Source organism: Pseudomonadota bacterium, from assembly GCA_018242545.1.
Classification (GTDB): domain Bacteria; phylum Pseudomonadota; class Alphaproteobacteria; order 16-39-46; family 16-39-46; genus 16-39-46.
In genome coordinates, this window is the sequence record JAFEBT010000009.1 from 12,107 (window position 1) to 28,970 (window position 16,864).

19 protein-coding genes are annotated in these 16,864 nt (G+C 37.0%); 9 read left to right on the forward strand and 10 right to left on the reverse strand.

Going from position 1 to position 16,864, the window contains the following annotated elements:
- Positions 1 to 45: 45 nt before the first annotated feature.
- Together hslU and hslV are read right to left on the reverse strand one after the other, a co-directional pair.
- Complete coding sequence (gene hslU / locus JSS34_02430) at positions 46 to 1,359, reverse strand: ATP-dependent protease ATPase subunit HslU (GenBank protein MBS0185198.1); 1,314 nt, start codon at positions 1,357 to 1,359, stop codon at positions 46 to 48.
- A gap of 2 nt (positions 1,360 to 1,361) precedes the next feature.
- Positions 1,362 to 1,922, reverse strand: a complete 561-nt coding sequence (gene hslV, locus JSS34_02435; GenBank protein MBS0185199.1) for an ATP-dependent protease subunit HslV — start codon at positions 1,920 to 1,922, stop codon at positions 1,362 to 1,364.
- Between the two features lie 148 nt (positions 1,923 to 2,070).
- On the opposite strand from hslV, the gene JSS34_02440 reads away from it, so the two are divergent.
- Together JSS34_02440 and JSS34_02445 are read left to right on the forward strand one after the other, a co-directional pair.
- Positions 2,071 to 2,439 carry an HIT domain-containing protein gene (locus JSS34_02440; GenBank protein MBS0185200.1) on the forward strand — a complete coding sequence of 123 codons (369 nt, stop codon included), beginning with the start codon at positions 2,071 to 2,073 and terminating at the stop codon, positions 2,437 to 2,439.
- A 47-nt stretch (positions 2,440 to 2,486) separates the two neighbouring features.
- On the forward strand, positions 2,487 to 3,008 hold the full coding sequence (locus tag JSS34_02445) for a hypothetical protein (GenBank protein ID MBS0185201.1): 522 nt from the start codon (positions 2,487 to 2,489) through the stop codon (positions 3,006 to 3,008).
- A 132-nt stretch (positions 3,009 to 3,140) separates the two neighbouring features.
- Here JSS34_02445 and JSS34_02450 read toward each other — a convergent pair whose 3' ends face one another.
- The 4 genes from JSS34_02450 to JSS34_02465 form a co-directional block, all read right to left on the reverse strand.
- A complete protein-coding gene (locus tag JSS34_02450; GenBank protein MBS0185202.1) occupies positions 3,141 to 4,268 on the reverse strand; it encodes a hypothetical protein in 1,128 nt (375 codons plus the stop codon).
- Positions 4,269 to 4,282: 14 nt separating this feature from the next.
- A complete protein-coding gene (locus JSS34_02455) occupies positions 4,283 to 4,465 on the reverse strand; it encodes a hypothetical protein (protein MBS0185203.1) in 183 nt (60 codons plus the stop codon).
- A 183-nt stretch (positions 4,466 to 4,648) separates the two neighbouring features.
- Entirely contained in the window at positions 4,649 to 5,053 is a 405-nt protein-coding gene (gene cdd / locus JSS34_02460; protein ID MBS0185204.1) for a cytidine deaminase, read from the reverse strand.
- An 86-nt stretch (positions 5,054 to 5,139) separates the two neighbouring features.
- On the reverse strand, positions 5,140 to 5,346 hold the full coding sequence (locus JSS34_02465; GenBank protein ID MBS0185205.1) for a cold-shock protein: 207 nt from the start codon (positions 5,344 to 5,346) through the stop codon (positions 5,140 to 5,142).
- Positions 5,347 to 5,725: 379 nt separating this feature from the next.
- Here JSS34_02465 and JSS34_02470 point away from each other — a divergent pair, with 379 nt between their 5' ends.
- From JSS34_02470 to rodA, 7 genes are all read left to right on the forward strand, one after another.
- Positions 5,726 to 6,928 (forward strand): pyridoxal phosphate-dependent aminotransferase, encoded by a 1,203-nt coding sequence (locus JSS34_02470; protein ID MBS0185206.1) that lies wholly within the window; start codon positions 5,726 to 5,728, stop codon positions 6,926 to 6,928.
- Between the two features lie 63 nt (positions 6,929 to 6,991).
- A complete protein-coding gene (locus JSS34_02475) occupies positions 6,992 to 7,438 on the forward strand; it encodes a GNAT family N-acetyltransferase (protein ID MBS0185207.1) in 447 nt (148 codons plus the stop codon).
- Positions 7,439 to 7,585: 147 nt separating this feature from the next.
- Positions 7,586 to 8,620 (forward strand): rod shape-determining protein, encoded by a 1,035-nt coding sequence (locus tag JSS34_02480; protein MBS0185208.1) that lies wholly within the window; start codon positions 7,586 to 7,588, stop codon positions 8,618 to 8,620.
- A 20-nt stretch (positions 8,621 to 8,640) separates the two neighbouring features.
- Positions 8,641 to 9,588, forward strand: coding sequence for a rod shape-determining protein MreC (locus JSS34_02485; protein MBS0185209.1), 948 nt, complete (start codon positions 8,641 to 8,643; stop codon positions 9,586 to 9,588).
- A gap of 270 nt (positions 9,589 to 9,858) precedes the next feature.
- A complete protein-coding gene (mreD, locus tag JSS34_02490) occupies positions 9,859 to 10,314 on the forward strand; it encodes a rod shape-determining protein MreD (GenBank protein ID MBS0185210.1) in 456 nt (151 codons plus the stop codon).
- 1 nt (position 10,315) lies between these two features.
- On the forward strand, positions 10,316 to 12,127 hold the full coding sequence (gene mrdA / locus JSS34_02495) for a penicillin-binding protein 2 (protein MBS0185211.1): 1,812 nt from the start codon (positions 10,316 to 10,318) through the stop codon (positions 12,125 to 12,127).
- A 10-nt stretch (positions 12,128 to 12,137) separates the two neighbouring features.
- Positions 12,138 to 13,268 (forward strand): rod shape-determining protein RodA, encoded by a 1,131-nt coding sequence (rodA, locus tag JSS34_02500; GenBank protein MBS0185212.1) that lies wholly within the window; start codon positions 12,138 to 12,140, stop codon positions 13,266 to 13,268.
- A gap of 5 nt (positions 13,269 to 13,273) precedes the next feature.
- On the opposite strand, the gene JSS34_02505 is transcribed toward rodA, so the two are convergent.
- The 4 genes from JSS34_02505 to JSS34_02520 form a co-directional block, all read right to left on the reverse strand.
- Positions 13,274 to 13,936 carry a 5-formyltetrahydrofolate cyclo-ligase gene (locus JSS34_02505; protein MBS0185213.1) on the reverse strand — a complete coding sequence of 221 codons (663 nt, stop codon included), beginning with the start codon at positions 13,934 to 13,936 and terminating at the stop codon, positions 13,274 to 13,276.
- A gap of 170 nt (positions 13,937 to 14,106) precedes the next feature.
- On the reverse strand, positions 14,107 to 14,265 hold the full coding sequence (locus JSS34_02510; protein ID MBS0185214.1) for a hypothetical protein: 159 nt from the start codon (positions 14,263 to 14,265) through the stop codon (positions 14,107 to 14,109).
- Positions 14,266 to 14,340: 75 nt separating this feature from the next.
- Positions 14,341 to 14,724 carry a hypothetical protein gene (locus JSS34_02515; GenBank protein ID MBS0185215.1) on the reverse strand — a complete coding sequence of 128 codons (384 nt, stop codon included), beginning with the start codon at positions 14,722 to 14,724 and terminating at the stop codon, positions 14,341 to 14,343.
- Between the two features lie 22 nt (positions 14,725 to 14,746).
- On the reverse strand, positions 14,747 to 16,750 hold the full coding sequence (locus tag JSS34_02520) for a hypothetical protein (protein MBS0185216.1): 2,004 nt from the start codon (positions 16,748 to 16,750) through the stop codon (positions 14,747 to 14,749).
- Positions 16,751 to 16,864 lie beyond the last annotated feature (114 nt).

A 16,864-nucleotide genomic window follows, 5' to 3' on the forward strand; every position in this document is an offset into this window, starting at 1 on the left:
GGTGTTAGATGTGTAAAAGGGAAAGATATAAAAGCAGTAGGATGTTTACAGAATAAATTTTGAAAGGTCTTTATTTTTAGCCAGGCTTCCAAGTGTTTTTTGGACAAAATTAGAATCAATTGTATAAGTTGTATCAGGATGATCAGGAGCTGTGAAGCTTATTTCTTCAAGAAGTTTTTCAAGAAGTGTATGAAGTCTACGTGCACCAATGTTCTCAACGTTATTATTGACCTCAGCTGCCAAAAGGGCAATTTCTTCAATTCCCGTGTCTTGAAAGTCAAGTTTTACCTTTTCTGTTTCTAAGAGCGCTGAATATTGACGAATGAGACTTGATTCAGGTTCTTTAAGAATTCTAACAAAATCTTCTTTTTCGAGAGGTTTTAATTCAACACGAATAGGAAGACGTCCTTGAAGCTCAGGAAGAAGGTCAGAAGGTTTAGAAATATGAAACGCTCCTGAAGCAATGAAAAGAATATGATCGGTTTTAACAGGGCCATATTTTGTTGAAACTGTTGTTCCTTCAATAAGAGGAAGCAGGTCTCGTTGAACGCCTTCTCGGCTTACATCTCCTCCTGTACGTCCAGATTTATTTGCAATTTTATCAATTTCATCTATAAAAACGATCCCAGCTTGTTCTGTTTTTGAAATTGCTTCTTTGATTACTTTTTCTGAGTCAAGAAGTTTTTCGCTTTCTTCAGCAATCAAGGCAATTTTTGCCTCTTCAATTGTAAGACGCCGTTTTTTTGTCTTAGACCCGCCAAAAGCTTTTCCAAGAGCATCACTTAAATTAATCATCCCCATTTGTGCTCCAGGCATTCCAGGGATATCAAAAGTTGGAACGCCGCTATTTGGTGTTTCTAAAAGATCTATTTCTATTTCTTTGGAATTAAGATCTCCACGATTTAATTTCTGAGCAAATTTTTGGCGTGTTTCTTCTGTGGCATTCTCCCCGACAAGAATAGAGAGAATTCTCTCATCAGCAAGCTCTTCAGCACGTGTTGCAACTTCTTTTCGAAGTTTTTCACGGGTCTGAAGAATCGAAATTTCAACAAGATCTCTGATGATTTGTTCGACATCTCTCCCAACATAGCCAACTTCTGTATATTTTGTTGCTTCAACTTTAATAAAAGGGGCTTGAGCAAGTTTAGAAAGCCGTCGTGCAATTTCTGTTTTTCCAACACCGGTTGGTCCAATCATCAGAATATTTTTAGGCAAAACTTCTTCGCGTAATGCGGGAGATAATTGCTGGCGTCTCCAACGGTTTCGAAGCGCAATCGCAACCGCTTTTTTTGCGTCAAGTTGACCAACAATATTGCGATCTAATTCTGAAACAATTTCTCGAGGGGTAAAGGAAGTCATGTTTATACACTTTCAATCGTAAGGTGGGTGTTTGTATAGACACAAAGACCAGCAGCAACAGCCATGGCTTTTCGGGCAACATCTTCTGCGCTTAAATCTGAATCAATGCATGCACGGGCGGCTGCTAAGGCATAAGGGCCTCCTGATCCAATACCGATAATCCCATCTTCAGGCTCTAAGACATCTCCTGTACCTGTCAGAATAAAGGAGCTTGTTTTATCTGCAACAGCCATCATGGCTTCAAGGCGTCTTAAGTATTTATCAGATCTCCAATCTTTCGCAAGTTCAACACAGGCACGGGCAAGTTGTCCTGGATACTGTTCCAGTTTATGCTCAAGACGTTCAAAAAGGGTAAGTGCATCAGCAGTAGAGCCTGCAAATCCGCCAATGACAGAACCATCTCCGAGCCTACGAACTTTTTTTGCCGTTGATTTAATTTTGAGAGGACCTTGCGAAACTTGTCCATCTCCTGCAATGACAACATGTCCTTCTTTGCGAACGGCGAGGATGGTTGTGCCGTGCCATTCCAGATGTGAAGAGGATCCAAAAGAATAAGGTGTCATGGATGAAGCAACTCCTGCGAGAAAAATTTTTTAAACAAAAAGAGAAAAAGACTCCTTTAATATATTTCTTTTTTATATCATAATTATCGGAGAGACAACAATTTTGTCTCATATCTTTAAGGAGATTTTAAAGAAAGGTCATTATAAGATGCAAAAACCCTCTTTTTTTTCTAAAGATTACGACGATCAAAATGTATTTGCAAAAATTCTTAAGGGGGAAGTTCCGTGTCGAAAAATTTATGAAGATTCTTTTGCGCTTGCTTTTTATGATGTTTCTCCAAAAGCCCCAACCCATGCTCTTGTCATTCCAAAGAAGGCCTATATTTGTTTTAATAAATTTATTATACAAGCTTCCAATGAAGAAGTTGCTGGCTTTTTTAAAGCTGTGGGAAAGACCATTGAACTTTTAGGAGTGTCAGAAGGAGGGTTTAGGCTTATTTCAAACTCTGGAGAACATAGTGGTCAAGAAGTCCCTCACTTTCATGTGCATATCTTAGGAGGCGAAAAGCTGTCTTAAAACCAAATTATGATTATAAAAACATAAACGATTAGGAAATGATTAACATGCTTCATGCTCATTTTAAAAAAATTTGTGCGCTCTCTATTCTCTTAGGAACAGCTTTTCCTGCCTTTTCTATGGAAGAAGAGGGCGAGGCAGAAAGACATGTTCCTCAACCCGTGGTTCATATAAAAGGAGATAATATGGAGTTTAAGGATGGTCAGGTTTTCGTGTCTCCTTTCTCTGTTGCGATTGAAAGTAAGGGAGATTTGAGAATGGATGGAAATTCAAGTATTGAAGCTCCAATGATCAATGTTATTTCTGAGAATGCAGATCTTCAGGGGCATATGACGACGACAGATGCTCTAGAAATAAGAAGCCAAGGTTCAATACATGTTGAGGGAAGGTTAAAAGCGGAAAAAATAATCCTCATGTGTGGAGGGTGTATTGAAAATCACGGAATTATTAGGTGTGATTTTTCTGAAAAGCCTCATTCGATGGGCATCATTGTCCAAGGAAAGATCCTCCAAGGTGAATTAAGACAAGATCCTCCTCCCCGAGGAAAAGAAGGAGCTCTTTTTATTTGAGGATCTTCTGTTTTTTAAATAATCAGGCTAATAATTTGGTCTTGTAATAAGCTAATAAGCGTCATCTTACACCCCCTGAAACGTTATTTTAGCCTCCTTTAAAATAGGGTATAAATGACATTAAGAAGTATATTACTCAAGGAGCCCATGTAATTCTTCTCCTGATGCCTCCCATCGCTGCTGCATGTGAAATGCGTTTAAGTCTGCCTGGGACCGTTTCGGAAACCCCTCAAGACTTGTATCATAATATTGTGGCAAATGTTTTTTTAATTCTGCTGTCAAGGCAAAGGATAGGTCTTCAATTTCTTGAGGTCCTTTGAAGCCTGTGGCCTCCATGCGTTGTTCAAGATCCATAAGTTTTTGTGTAAATCTATCTTCTAATGTCATTTCTAAAAGAGCAGATGTAATATTTAGTGCGAATAAGCTACAATTGTTGTCTTCTTCGGATTGTATGCCTAATGAAATATAAATTAAAGGGGTCGTTCTGACCACATGTGCCGTATATCCACCGTTACAAAATAGTCTTACATTCTCAAACGTAAGACCTGGAAAATTTCCTTCAAGTTTATTGAGAGCCTCTATAGGGTCCTGAGATAAAAAAGCAGGCTCTTTTTGTCCTTTATACTTTTTTAAGGGTCCGGAATTTACATCGCTTAGAGATACAACTGGCAAGAGAGATATGCCTGAAGAGGGAGAGGCTTCCTTTTTTTTAACTGTTTCATGGTTTGTAAATGTGGATTTAAGATTGCTAAACCATTGTAGATTGTCTCCACTATCAATCCAAAAAGAGGCGTGTATATAGCTTCTATCTGCATTCATTATGTGGAATATTGTCGTAGCATGGCGATTTAAGGAATCAAAGTTTGCGTTGCAAAGTGTTATCCAAAATTGAGGTAGGCGTGAGGTGAGCAAGTCATAATATCCTTTATAAGTTCCACCATATCTTTCATCATCTAGTATATCAATATCCGTAAAAGGAAGGCCAAGCTGAATCCCATCAATAATTTTTCGAATGTCATTTGGATGCAGAGGAGGCATTACAAAAGTTTTTGAATTTTGGTTAAATCTAGCTACATAGGATTTCTCAATGGCACCAAGAGATCCATGTTTGCAAAATTCTTTTTTTTTGATATCTTGGCGGTAGCTCGTTGAAAGGAGATTATAAAGCCATAGTTCTTGCTCAGTGCAGTCTGTAGGCCCATGTTCATTAAAATTTTCAGAAGAATAAGAACGTTTTAAGTAGGGAAGAATTCCTGGCATTTTCAAGAACCCTGTTAAGTTTTTTTTGTAGGAGAAGTTCCATTTAAGCTTTCTCTAAAGGCATCAACATGAGCATTGAAAGTAGAGGATAAGGTGCGCGAATGAGTGATGGGCTTTTCAATATCACAAATCATTGCTCTCCCTTCAGAAAAAAGAAAGAGGTTTAACAGTACAAAAAATATAAAAACTTTTTTCATTTGAATCCTCATTTCATATAAATCTTCATAGAAACAAATTTTTAAATACATGTCCAAATATATATAGTAATGGGCAAAAAGCAAATAATCTTCATTATTATGTATTTTTAAAGATTTGTTTTCTATTAGTTAATAATCTTAAAAAGAAAGTGAAAAGGAAATCTTTTAGAAAGAGATGAAAATTTAAACCGAGAAAATAAACTGATAAGGAAGAAGATCCTGAAGAGAAACATCAATGTAAGTAGATCCATTTGGAAAAATAATAGGAATATCTTTTCCAAATTCAGCAATAACTTGCCGGCAAGCGCCGCAAGGAGATGTTAAATGTGCATGGGGAATTGATGTAATTGCAACGGCTTTGAGACGCATATCAGGTCCTTCTTGCGCAACAGCAGAAAAAACGGCATTTCTTTCTGCGCAAATGGAAAGACCATAGGACGCATTTTCGACATTCGTACCTGTAAAAATTTGATTTTTTTCGGTGAGAAGAGCACAGCCGACCTTAAATTTGGAATAAGGAGAATAAGAATTAAGCGCAACTTTTTCCGCTTTTTGAATAAGATTTTGACGAATATCTGATGAAATCATTTTAAAATCCTACATTAAAAAAGCAAAAAGATAAAAAAAAAGGAAAGAGGTTATTTTAACTCTTTCCTTTTTCTTTTTTTAAAATTTTAGTCAACAGGCTTTAGATCGACAGCGGATGTCTTTCCTTTTTCTGTTGCAAGTTCATAAGAAATGCTTTGGCCTTCATTTAAGGACCGGAGGCCCGCACGCTCAAGGGCGGAAATATGAACGAATACGTCCTTTGATCCGTCTTGTGGTTGAATGAAACCGTATCCTTTTGTGGTGTTAAACCATTTAACTGTACCAATCGCCATATTGTCTTCTCTACCTTAATATTTCGTTAAAAAACCCTAAGGAACCCATTTCCTGAGGACGAAAAGCGCAAAACGCTCAAGTTCCAAACTCTTTAACGCAAAGGAAATCTTGTATTTTCTTTAATGTCAAAGCATATATTAGAAACCTTGATTAAAACATACCCTGTTAAAAAAAATAAAACAACTCTTAATTCACTCATAATTCTGGTTCAAAGTGTAAAAAAATTTTTAAACGTGACTTTTTGAACAGAAAACTTAAGAAAAAAACCTTCTTTCTTTACAAAAATCCTAGGGCAACGTATAAAATCTTAATCTTTTAAAACCCTTTTAGAGAGGGGTTAAGTTTTTAATAGTTTACTTTAATGATTTGGATGTTCTCATGTCTTTTTTTGCACATCGTTTGAGTATGATTAAACCATCTTCCACCCTTGAAATTTCTGCAAAAGCCGCGGCTTTAAAAGCTTCTGGCCATGATGTTATAGGTCTTGGAGCAGGGGAACCTGACTTTGATACACCTGAATTTATCAAGCAGGCTGCTCTAAAAGCGCTTGAACGGGGAGAGACGAAGTATACAGCCGTAGAAGGAACATTGTCTTTAAGAAAAGCAATTTGCCAAAAATTTTTGACAGAAAATGACCTTATATACGATCCTTCAGAAATTATCGTATCGTGTGGAGGAAAGCATGTTATTTTTAATGCAATGATCTCAACCTTAAATCCAGGAGATGAAGTTATTATTCCTGCGCCCTATTGGGTATCTTATCTCGATATTGTGCTTTTATTTGGAGGTGTTCCAAAAATTATTCAAGGAGGAGAAGATAATAATTTTAAAATAACGCCAAACCTTTTGGAAGAAATGATTACGCCAAAGACAAAATGGGTTATTTTAAATTCGCCAAGTAATCCTACAGGGATGTGTTATGATGAAAATGAATTGAAGGCCTTGGGAGACGTTTTAAAAAAATACCCTTCAGTTTGGATTTTAAGTGATGATATTTATGAGCATCTGATTTTTGATGGTTTAAAATTTAAAACACTTGCTCAAGTTGTCCCTGACTTAAAATCGCGTATTTTAATTGTTAATGGTGTCTCCAAGACGTATGCGATGACAGGTTGGCGTATTGGGTATGGGGCTGCTCCAAAGGAACTTATTTCTTCCATGAAAATGGTCCAATCACAATGTACTTCAAATGCAACATCGATTGCTCAAGCTGCGGCTGAAGAAGCTTTAAAAGGAGATCAAACCTTTTTAAAAGAACGTCAAAAAATTTTTGAAGAAAGACGGAATCGTATCGTGGATCTTTTAAATGCTTGTCCATTTTTCTCTTGTTTGAAGCCACAAGGCGCTTTTTATGTTTATCCTTCTGTAAAAGGGATTATAGGAAAGAAAACACCCCAAGGAAAGATTTTGACAACAGACTCAGACGTTGCAACATATTTCTTGGATTCTGTAGGTGTTGCTGTTGTACCAGGTGAAGCCTTTGGTCTTTCACCTTATGTACGGATATCTTATGCAACCTCCATGGGTCTATTAGAAGAAGCCTGCGCGCGGCTTAAAAAAGCTGTCGAACAACTTGTATGAATAAAGCGTATCTTCCTCTTTTAAAGGGGAAAGGATGTCAATCATCTGTATGAAGGAAACGGTATGAAAATTTTTCAAGCAAATGAAACGCACCTTGATTTAGTTGCTTCTTTATTTAATGAGTATCGTGTCTTTTATGATCAGATTTTTGATTTATGTAAGGCTGAAAACTTTATACGAGATCGTTTACAAAAAAATGATTCTATAATTTTTTTAGTTACGAAAGCGACAGACTTAACGCCTCTAGGATTCGCACAACTTTACCACAGTTTTACATCTATTGGTGCTGCTGAAATTTTAATTCTCAATGACTTATATATAAAACCAGAATATAGAAAAAATGGTATCGCAGGTAAGTTGCTTATGCATATAGAGGAATTTGCGCAAAAAAAAGGAGTGGCTAAAATTACTCTCCAAACAGCGAAATCTAATAGCATTGCTCAGAAATTGTATACATCTTATAGGTATAAGCAGGAGAAGAATTTTTTAAATTTTTGTAAGAACGTATAAGCTTGATGGTATTTCATACCACACTTCTTCCCTCTCGAGGGTAAAATTTTTTCCATGAGCTGTTGCAAAAGTTTTCTGAAAGTTTATACTCGTTTCCAAGATTTAAGAATTTTTCATATAATAATATAATAAAAGGAACCATCGTTTATGTTTGCACGTTTGTTAGGGTATTTGTCGGCTGATATGGCAATCGATTTAGGAACAGCGAATACTCTTGTTTATGTTAGAGGTCGTGGAATTGTTTTAAATGAGCCTTCCGTTGTCGCTATTGCAGTGACCAAAGGAAAGCAACAGGTGCTTGCTGTTGGAGATGAGGCAAAACTTATGGTGGGCCGCACACCTGGAAATATCCAAGCAATTCGACCCCTTCGCGATGGCGTGATTGCAGATTTTGAAATTGCAGAAGAAATGATTAAGCATTTTATTCAAAAAGTTCATAATCGGCGAAGTTTTACAAGTCCTCAAATTGTTGTCTGTGTTCCTTCAGGATCAACTGCTGTGGAACGAAGAGCGATTCAAGAGTCTGCTGAAAGTGCTGGTGCACGCAGGGTTTTTTTGATTGAAGAGCCCATGGCAGCAGCGATAGGCGCTGGGCTTCCTGTAACTGAACCAACAGGATCCATGATTGTAGATATTGGAGGAGGAACAACGGAGGTTGCTGTTTTATCTCTTGGAGGAATTGTTTTTGCCCATTCTTTACGTGTTGGAGGAGATAAATTAGATCAATCTATTATTAATTATATTCGACGCAAATATAATCTTTTAATTGGTGAATCTACAGCTGAGCGCGTCAAAAAAGAAATTGGAGCTGCAAAGATAAATACACCTTCTGATATTCAAGAAGTGCAAATAAAAGGTCGAGATCTTGCAAGTGGCGTGCCTAAAGAGATAACGATTAATACGCAAGACATTGTGGAAAGTTTACAAGAGCCTGTCAGTGAAATTGTAAATGCCGTTCGGTTAACACTTGAGCAAACAGCTCCCGAACTTTCTGCGGATATTGTGGATAAGGGAATTGTGTTAACAGGAGGGGGCGCGCTTTTAAGAAACTTAGATAGCGTTCTTCGAGATTCAACTGGCCTTCCAATTTCGATAGCAGAAGATCCTCTTTCTTGTGTTGCACATGGCACAGGCCGTGCTCTTGAACAGATGAAAACGTTGCGGAGCGTTCTCATTGGCTAATAAGAAGAGAGGATGCGAATGTGATTTCAAGTTCTAAAAAATTTAACTTATTATCGCGCGCGCCTCAACGCTTTTTAACGAGAAGATTGCGTAAGTTAACACTATCGCCAACTTTTAAGTCAAAAGTAAATTTAAGCACGCTTTCTTTTTATACGGTTATTATCCTTTTTTTAATTGTTTCATCTGGTTTTTTCGGAATAATGCCGGCTTTTTTGAAGCGAGAAGAACTCTTAGATAGAACAGCGCCCCTTTTAAAAGAACTAAATAGGCCTTTTGAGGCTTTACGTTCTCTTACAACAAAGATGGAAGATTTTTGGGCGCTTTCAGCTCATATAAAAGATCTTCATCATATTGAAAATGAAAGAGAGTTTTGGAAAGCACAAGCAGCCTATTTAAGACGAGAAAATGAAATCTTAAAAAATGAAGTTCATTTTAAAAAGCAAAGAAGCTCCCTTTTTGGGACACTGCCAGACATTAAAAAAACAGCGCAAGTCATTGCACGGCCCATGGATACCTTTAAACATCATTTTATTATAGAAGGGGGGGGCGATGAGGGAATTGCAAAAGGAGATGTTGCCATTACTGCCAAAGGGCTTGTTGGACGTTTTATAGAAGTTGGAAAAAAAGCTTCACGTCTTCTTCTTATAACAGACATGGATTCACGTGTTCCTGTTATTTTAGAATCTTCCAAGCATTCTGCTATTTTAATGGGAGAAGGCACAAATTTACCGCTCTTAACGCGTCTTCAAGAAGATATGATGAAATCTCCTCCGCAGATTGGAGAGTTGGTTTGTACCTCGGGGGTAGGAGGAATTTTTCCTCCCAATATTCCTATTGGTATTATTGCAAGCAAAACGGAAGATGCCTACCGGGTTCAGCTTTTTAATGACTTTAATAATTTAAGTGTGGTGACGATTGTGCCCTCTTACGAAGCCTTTTTAGAGGATCTGAATTTTGATAAAGTATAAAAAGAGAATTAATGGAGTTTCTGACGCAGGTTAATCAGACAAAAAATTTTACAAAAATAAAAGGAAGCATTTTTTGAAAGCCCCGTGTTAATTAAATAGAACTTGATCTTTATCTTTATCTTAAGTTTTTTCTGGGGGCAGAATGTCTTTTTAGAAAGTTTGAGCATGAACCATTGGGAAAAAAAATATCAAAAAAAAGAAAATTCATATTTTTTCTTAAAGCATTTTAAGAAAAGTAAAAAAACATTATTTTTAGGAATACTCTTTTTTTTGAGTTTCTGGGTAGGGCTTCTTAAAATTCCAGGACTTAACATTATATGGCCAGATTATATAATGGGGGTCCTTTTTTTTTGGACACTTTATCGTCCACATCTTATTCCTTTGGGATTTCTTGTGGTTCTTGGGATAATAGATGATATTCTTTCTGGAAATATATTAGGGCAAGCGCCTCTTTTATGGATTCTCTTTTATATTGGTGCTTTATCTCAAAGGAAATTTTTAATTAAAAAATCTTTTAAAAAAATTTGGATTTTCTTTTCCTTTACATTTTTAGGATATTTAGGTTTAAAGTGGATCTTTATGTGCATGTTTCAAAGATGTCAGGGCCTTTTTTTTCTAATGTTGATCCAATTTTTGATGACAGTAGGAGCATATCCTTTTATTACCTTGCTTTTAATTCAAGTAAAAAAAGGAGTATCTTTTAAAGTGACAAAAGAAGCAGAGTGAAATGTACGACGATAAAAATCAATCTCTTTTTACGCGTCGAAGTATAGTATTAGGAACAATAGGCGTTGGTCTTCTCGGGGTTGTTGTCTCGCGATTAAGTTATCTTCAGCTTTTAAAGAAAGGATATTATGCTCTTCTTTCAGATGATAACCGGATCAGCTTAAGATTTGTTCCTCCTAAAAGGGGAAAGATTAAGGACCGTTGGGGATCTGTCCTTGCTTATGATATTAAAAGTTTTAGAGCTGTTGTTAATCTTGAAATTCTTGAACTTAATAAGATTCCGTTACGTCCCTATCTTGAAAAGTTAGCATCTCTTTTAAATCTAACAGAACAAGATATAAAAAATATTCTTAAAGAGAAAAAGCGGAGTTTAAAATTTATTCCTCTTCTTTTGAAAGATAATATTTCATGGGCTGATGTTGCAAAGATCGAGCTTAGTCTTTTAGATATGCCTGGTGTTCTGATAGAAGAAGGAACACGTCGTTTTTATCCTTTTAAAGAAGTTTTTTCTCATATAATTGGATATGTTGGTATCCCTTCAGAAAATGAGTTGAAGAATAATGAAGGTGGATTGAATGGAAATCTTAAAACCGGGAAAAGTGGCCTTGAGAAAATATTTGATGTTTCTTTACGCGGAGAACCTGGGGTTAGAAAAGTTGAAGTAAATGCCCGCGGAAGACCTATTCGAGACCTTTCTCAAGAAAAGCCAAAAGAAGGACAAGACTTTATTTCAACCTTTGATCTTGATCTTCAACAGCGTCTTATGGAGGAATTAAGAGAACATCCGAGTGCAACAGGTGTCCTCCTGGATATAAGGACAGGGGATATTCTTGCGCTTGCATCTCAACCTTCTTTTGATTCAAATCTTTTTTCAGAAAATATCTCGCAAGAAAATTGGCAAGCCCTTCAAAAAGATCCTTTTACACCTCTAATTAATAAAGCTGTGGGGGGGCTGTATGCACCTGGATCTACTTTTAAAATGTGCGTGGCACTGGCGGCGCTTGAAAAAGGGGTTATTGATGAACACACATCCTCTTATTGTCGTGGGCACATGATGCTTGGGAATCACAAATTTCATTGCTGGAAAAAAGAATCCCATGGCCGCGTTGCTTTAAGAGAGGCGTTTCAAAGATCGTGTGACATTTATTTTTGGGAAATTGGGAAGCGCGCGGGTATTGAAGAAATTGCGCGTATGGCTAACCGTCTAGGTCTCGGGTCTCTTCCTTTTTTGGGGTTAAATGGAGAAAAAAGAGGCGTCATTCCAAACAAAGAATGGAAATTAGGGCGATTTAATGAGCCTTGGTATATGGGTGATACATTTAATGCCTCTATTGGGCAAGGCTACGTTCTGTCCACTCCTCTTGAATTAGCCGTTATGACAGCAAGACTGGCAAGTGGTGGAAAATCTGTTATTCCCCGTCTCTCTTTAAATGAGCCTTTTTCTCCTTTTGAATCTCTTGGGATACAAGAAAGACATATCAATCTTATTTTAGAGGGAATGAATAGAGCTTGTAATGAACCAGGAGGAACAGCTTATGCACATCGAATTCAGGAACTTGACTTTTTGATGGGAGGTAAAACAGGAACTTCTCAAGTCAAGCGTATTAGTTTGAGTGAACGTGCGCGCGGCGTTCGAAAGACGCATGAACTTGAGTGGAAATTACGTAACCATTCTTTCTTTGTAGGATATGCCCCTATCCACGCGCCTCGATATGCAATGAGTGTTTTAATCGAGCATGGAGGAGATGGCCTCAATAGTGTGCCGATCGTCCAGCGCCTTCTTCTTGCAGCACAAAAAAGAGATTTTGCATGAAAGGGAAATAATGTTTTTAAGAGTGTTAGAAAATTATACAATCTTTAAGCCAATTTTTCTTTTAAAAAATTTGCGATGGTCTATCGTACTTCTTATTTCAATCATTTCTGGTATTGGATTTATAATGCTCTATTCTGCTGCCAATGGTCATCTTATGCCCTGGGCACTTCCCCAAATGATACGTTTTTTAATAGGGGTGCTTTTAATGATTGGGATTTCTGCCATAAATATAAGATTTTGGCGTCATCTGGCTTATTTATTTTATGGAGGCTCATTTTTACTTCTCCTTGCTGTTGAAATTATTGGAAATATTGGCATGGGAGCGCAACGATGGATTAATGTTGGTTTTTTTAATATTCAACCTTCTGAACTAATGAAAATAGCGCTTATTCTTGCTCTTGCTCGGTATTTTAGTGCTCTAAGTGTGGAAGAAATACAAAAACCAAAATTTCTTCTCCTCCCTCTCTTTATGATTTTAATGCCAGCCATGTTGGTTGCAAAGCAGCCAGATTTAGGAACAGCTCTTTTGCTCATCATGATTGGGGCTGGAATTCTTTTTACGGCGGGTGTTAAGGTTCGTTATTTTGTAGGTTTAGGATTTGTAAGCCTTTGTTGTCTCCCCTTGGCTTGGTGTTTTTTAAAAAGTTACCAAAAAAATCGAATTCTTATTTTCTTAAATCCTGAAAAAGATCCTTTGAAATCGGGGTACCACATTTTGCAATCTAAGATCGCATTAGGATCAGGAGGAATTTTTGGAAAAGGTTTTCAAGCCGGAACGCAAAGTCATTTAAATTTTTTACCAGAAAAGCAGACAGATTTCATATTTACAATGTTTTCAGAAGAATTCGGATTTATAGGGGCGATCTGTCTTTTGAGTCTTTATTTTCTTCTAATGTTACTGAGCTTAAAAGTTGGGCTTGAGTCAAGAGATCGTTTTGGAAAATTCATTGTAATGGGGGTTCTTATTACAGTTTTTGTATATGTTTTCATTAATACATCTATGGTTATGGGGCTTGTTCCTGTTGTGGGTGTACCGCTTCCTTTTGTCTCGTATGGAGGAACTGCTCTTTTAACTCTTTTAATGAGTTTTGGTTTCTTACTGGGTGTTGATCTTCAAAAACATCGTAAATCAATGACTTAAGAAAACTACGAAGAGGCTTTTTGAAGCCCATGTTCTGTTAAAATCCAGTTAAGAGGTTCATCTTCAGGAGTTGTAGGAACATGATCGATTTCTTGGATTGAAAATCCAACTCCAACAGCAATAACAGAGTCTTTTGGAGATTTTCGTAAGAGGTGCAAGGTTCTATCATAAAAACCTCCACCATATCCGAGACGATTCCCATATTTATCAACGCCTAAAAAAGGGATTAAAAGAAGAGTTGGCCTTACGAGGGGTTGATTTTTACGGGGTTGAAAAAGATCTGAAATAGTCATGCAAGGAGATTTTGTAAGGACATCTAAGGGATGCCAGCTTCTAAAAGAAAGAGGAGATTTTAAGGCGTCTATGCAAGGAAGTGCGCAGGGAAAGCCATATTGGAAGAGAGAAGTAAGAAGGGGTTTACAATCAGCCTCATCCCGTAACGGCCAATACCCGCTGATAACAGACGTCTTTGGAAGATTTAAAGTCTTTTGAAGGAAATGACGGAAGAAAGGACCTATATCTTGAAAAAAAGAAGCAGTTTTAGAGTTTTGAACAAAAAGGCGTCTTTTTTCTCGAAGCTCTGATCTGAGTTTTTCTTTGTTATCAATGTACATGGGAAGCAGATATTTAAAAACAAAATAAAAAGCCACTAAAGCCGTTCCCCGCATGGATATCCACATGTGGCCCTTATGAAAAGGGGGAAACCTGTATATGAAAACCACGGTTTTTATAAGAACAAGTCTCCATTTTTGAAACTTAGGCCCCTCGGATATGGAGGTGACGCGCTTCGTAGCTTATGGTTAGTATAGCATAATTTATGGAATTGTCTTAAAAAATCTTAACAAAAAGCAACCTCAACCTCTTTACCACAAAAGGCAAGCTCTCTCTTAAAGATTCTCTTGATTGGGAAATCTTTAATTTTAGAAGCATAATTCTTTGCTTCTATTTGCTCCAATTCTTGATAAGCCATATGTTTTAAATCTTCTGTTTTTTGCAACTTTTTTCAATTTTACGGGGGGGTATATGGCACTTTAGATCTTAATTTTTAGGTACCCTTCAAAAAGAAGCGTAATCATGAAGAGCATGTTATTTGTCCGAGAGTCTGGCCAGGTTGTATGAGGGTGCCTTCCCGTATTTGTGTCGTAACAACGCCAGAACAAGGAGAAACCAATGGATATGTTCCTGGTGTCTCCATTTGTTGTGAATTTATATAAATTTGTGCAATAAGGGAATTTTCAGAAACAAAGAAGCTTCCAGATACTTTCTTCCAACCTATTGTGTAAAATGTACTAGATTGGGAACCATTGTTTAAATCAAGAGCGGAAGGGGCGACAATAAGTTTTACAGTAGGAGATTCCATAACAGCAGCATGGCTCTCATTTTCGAGGACAGTTACAGATAAAAGAGACAAAGTTATCAAGAGACCATATTTAAAGAATCTTTCTTTCGTTTTCATAGGCTTTCGCTCATCGTTAAAGTTATAATGTTAATTCTTCAATTTCATGAAGATTATGCTGAAGATTTGGAATTGTTAGAGGCTTGACGGGCATATCGGAAGTTCTAAAATTACGCGAATATTGTGGTTCTGACAATTCTTTAAGGAAATTATCACTGCTGGGGAGGCTATAAATCGTTGGATATAACTTTTTAAGCCGGTCAAGGAAAGGAGACTTTACTTCTACTTCTTCAGGAACAACAATCCAGTTACCTGCTGCGTCTTTAACAATTTTTTCTGAAAATTCAGGTGAAATGATAAAGAGAATGGAGCGCTCAATAACTTGTCTATAATCATTTGAAAAGAAAAATCCAGCAACAGGAAGATCCCCTAAGAAAGGTGCTTCATCACGGCTTTTAATATGTGTGCGTTCCGTAAGGCCGCTTAAAACAAGACTTTCTCCAGGCGAAAGAATGGTTGTTGCGGAAACACTCGATTTATCTGACTGAAAGGCTGGTGTTGTATTAACAAGGACAATATTTCCAGGAAGAGGATCTGTAGAAATAATTGTGCGTAAAGCATTTACTTTAAGAGCAATTTTTCCATTTTGTAAAAAGAAGGGAATGACAGAAAGAGATATTCCCACTTCTTTACTTACGAGATTTCCACCGCCCTGGGTGCTCGTGAGAGCAAGCGTGTAATCTGTTCCTGAAAAGAAGGTTGAGGGTTGCCCATGGGTTGCAATTAAAGAAGGTGTTGCGAGGATTTCATTATGATTAGTCGTATCATTTGCAATATTGAGGGAGTAGACAAGGGAACCAATTGAAAGATTATTTGTTCGAATATTTGGTTTAGTACGTGAGTTATCATGACTTGTTCCAAGCGCAGGCGTTGGAACACCTGTTTGAGTATTTTTATAACCTGCCGTAATGTTTAGAACATCAAGCAAATTATTTCCATAGCTTTGCGTTTCGAGACGTTCCACACGCAGAATCATAACATTTAAAACAATCATTTTTTGAGAATGGGGCAGCGCAAATTCTCCGTCGATGAGCTCGTTTTCCAAGGAAAAAGGTAAAGACGAACTTGGATCAGAAGAGACAGAAGAGGCGGAAGAAGAAGACGTAGACGTAGACGGAGAAGAAGAATTCTTTGAAGAAGAGGAATGAGGCTTGGAAGGTTTTGATTTTGTCTTAGAAGATACAGGTGTCGATTTTTTGAAAGGTGCATCCAAAGGTTTTTGAGTAATTTCAGATGTTGAATTAACAGTTTGATTTGAGAGAGTACTATAAAAATTTTCCCATGAAAGAAGACGTTTTTTGAGATAAGACAGGAGACTTTCAGGCGTTTGATCTGTTTGGGCTAAAAGATTTAAATTTTCTTGTGCTTTTGTAAAATTTTTCGCAGAAGCATAAATAAGGGTAGCTGCTCTATAGATTTCTTCATTGGAGATCCCTTGCTTTTCTAAAGCAGAAATAGCTTCAACGGCTGTTTCAATATCTTGGCATAAATAAGAAGAAACAGCGAGTGCAAACAAATAAAGAGGATTGTTCGGGAAAGAAATAAGGGCATTTGCAAATTGATCTTGGGCCTTTTTAAAACTATTGGAATTCATATAAAGTTGGCCAAGATTATAGGAAGCTAAGGCATTTCCTGGATCAAGAGAAAGGGCAGTTTTATAGCCGATTTCAGCATTTGAAAGATAGGTTGGATTTTTTTCAATACCCCAAAGATGGTAGGTTAATCCATTAAGATAGTGATAAAGACTATTTTGAGGGCTTAAGCGAATGGCAGCGTTAAATGATTTAGACGCCAGTTCATAGTTTTTAGCACGGAGCTGTTTGAGGCCTTCATCAAGCTCAGTTTGGCTTGCAAGATTTCCATGTCCGCGTGGCGACAGAGGGATGTTTTTATCAACGATATCTTCCATGCTTTCAGGGGTATCTAACATAAAGTTTGTACATCCTTCTAAAAAAAGGATACTTCCCAAACTTGAAAGAAAACAAAGCAGGCGGACAAAAGAAAACTTGCAAAGTTTTATAGGCATAAAATTTTTACTCCCTGATTTTTATTTTGTACAACTTTATCAAAAAATAAAAAATTAACAAGAGCTTTAGTGAAAAATAACTTTTTTGAACAGAAACTCCTTCAATAAAGATAT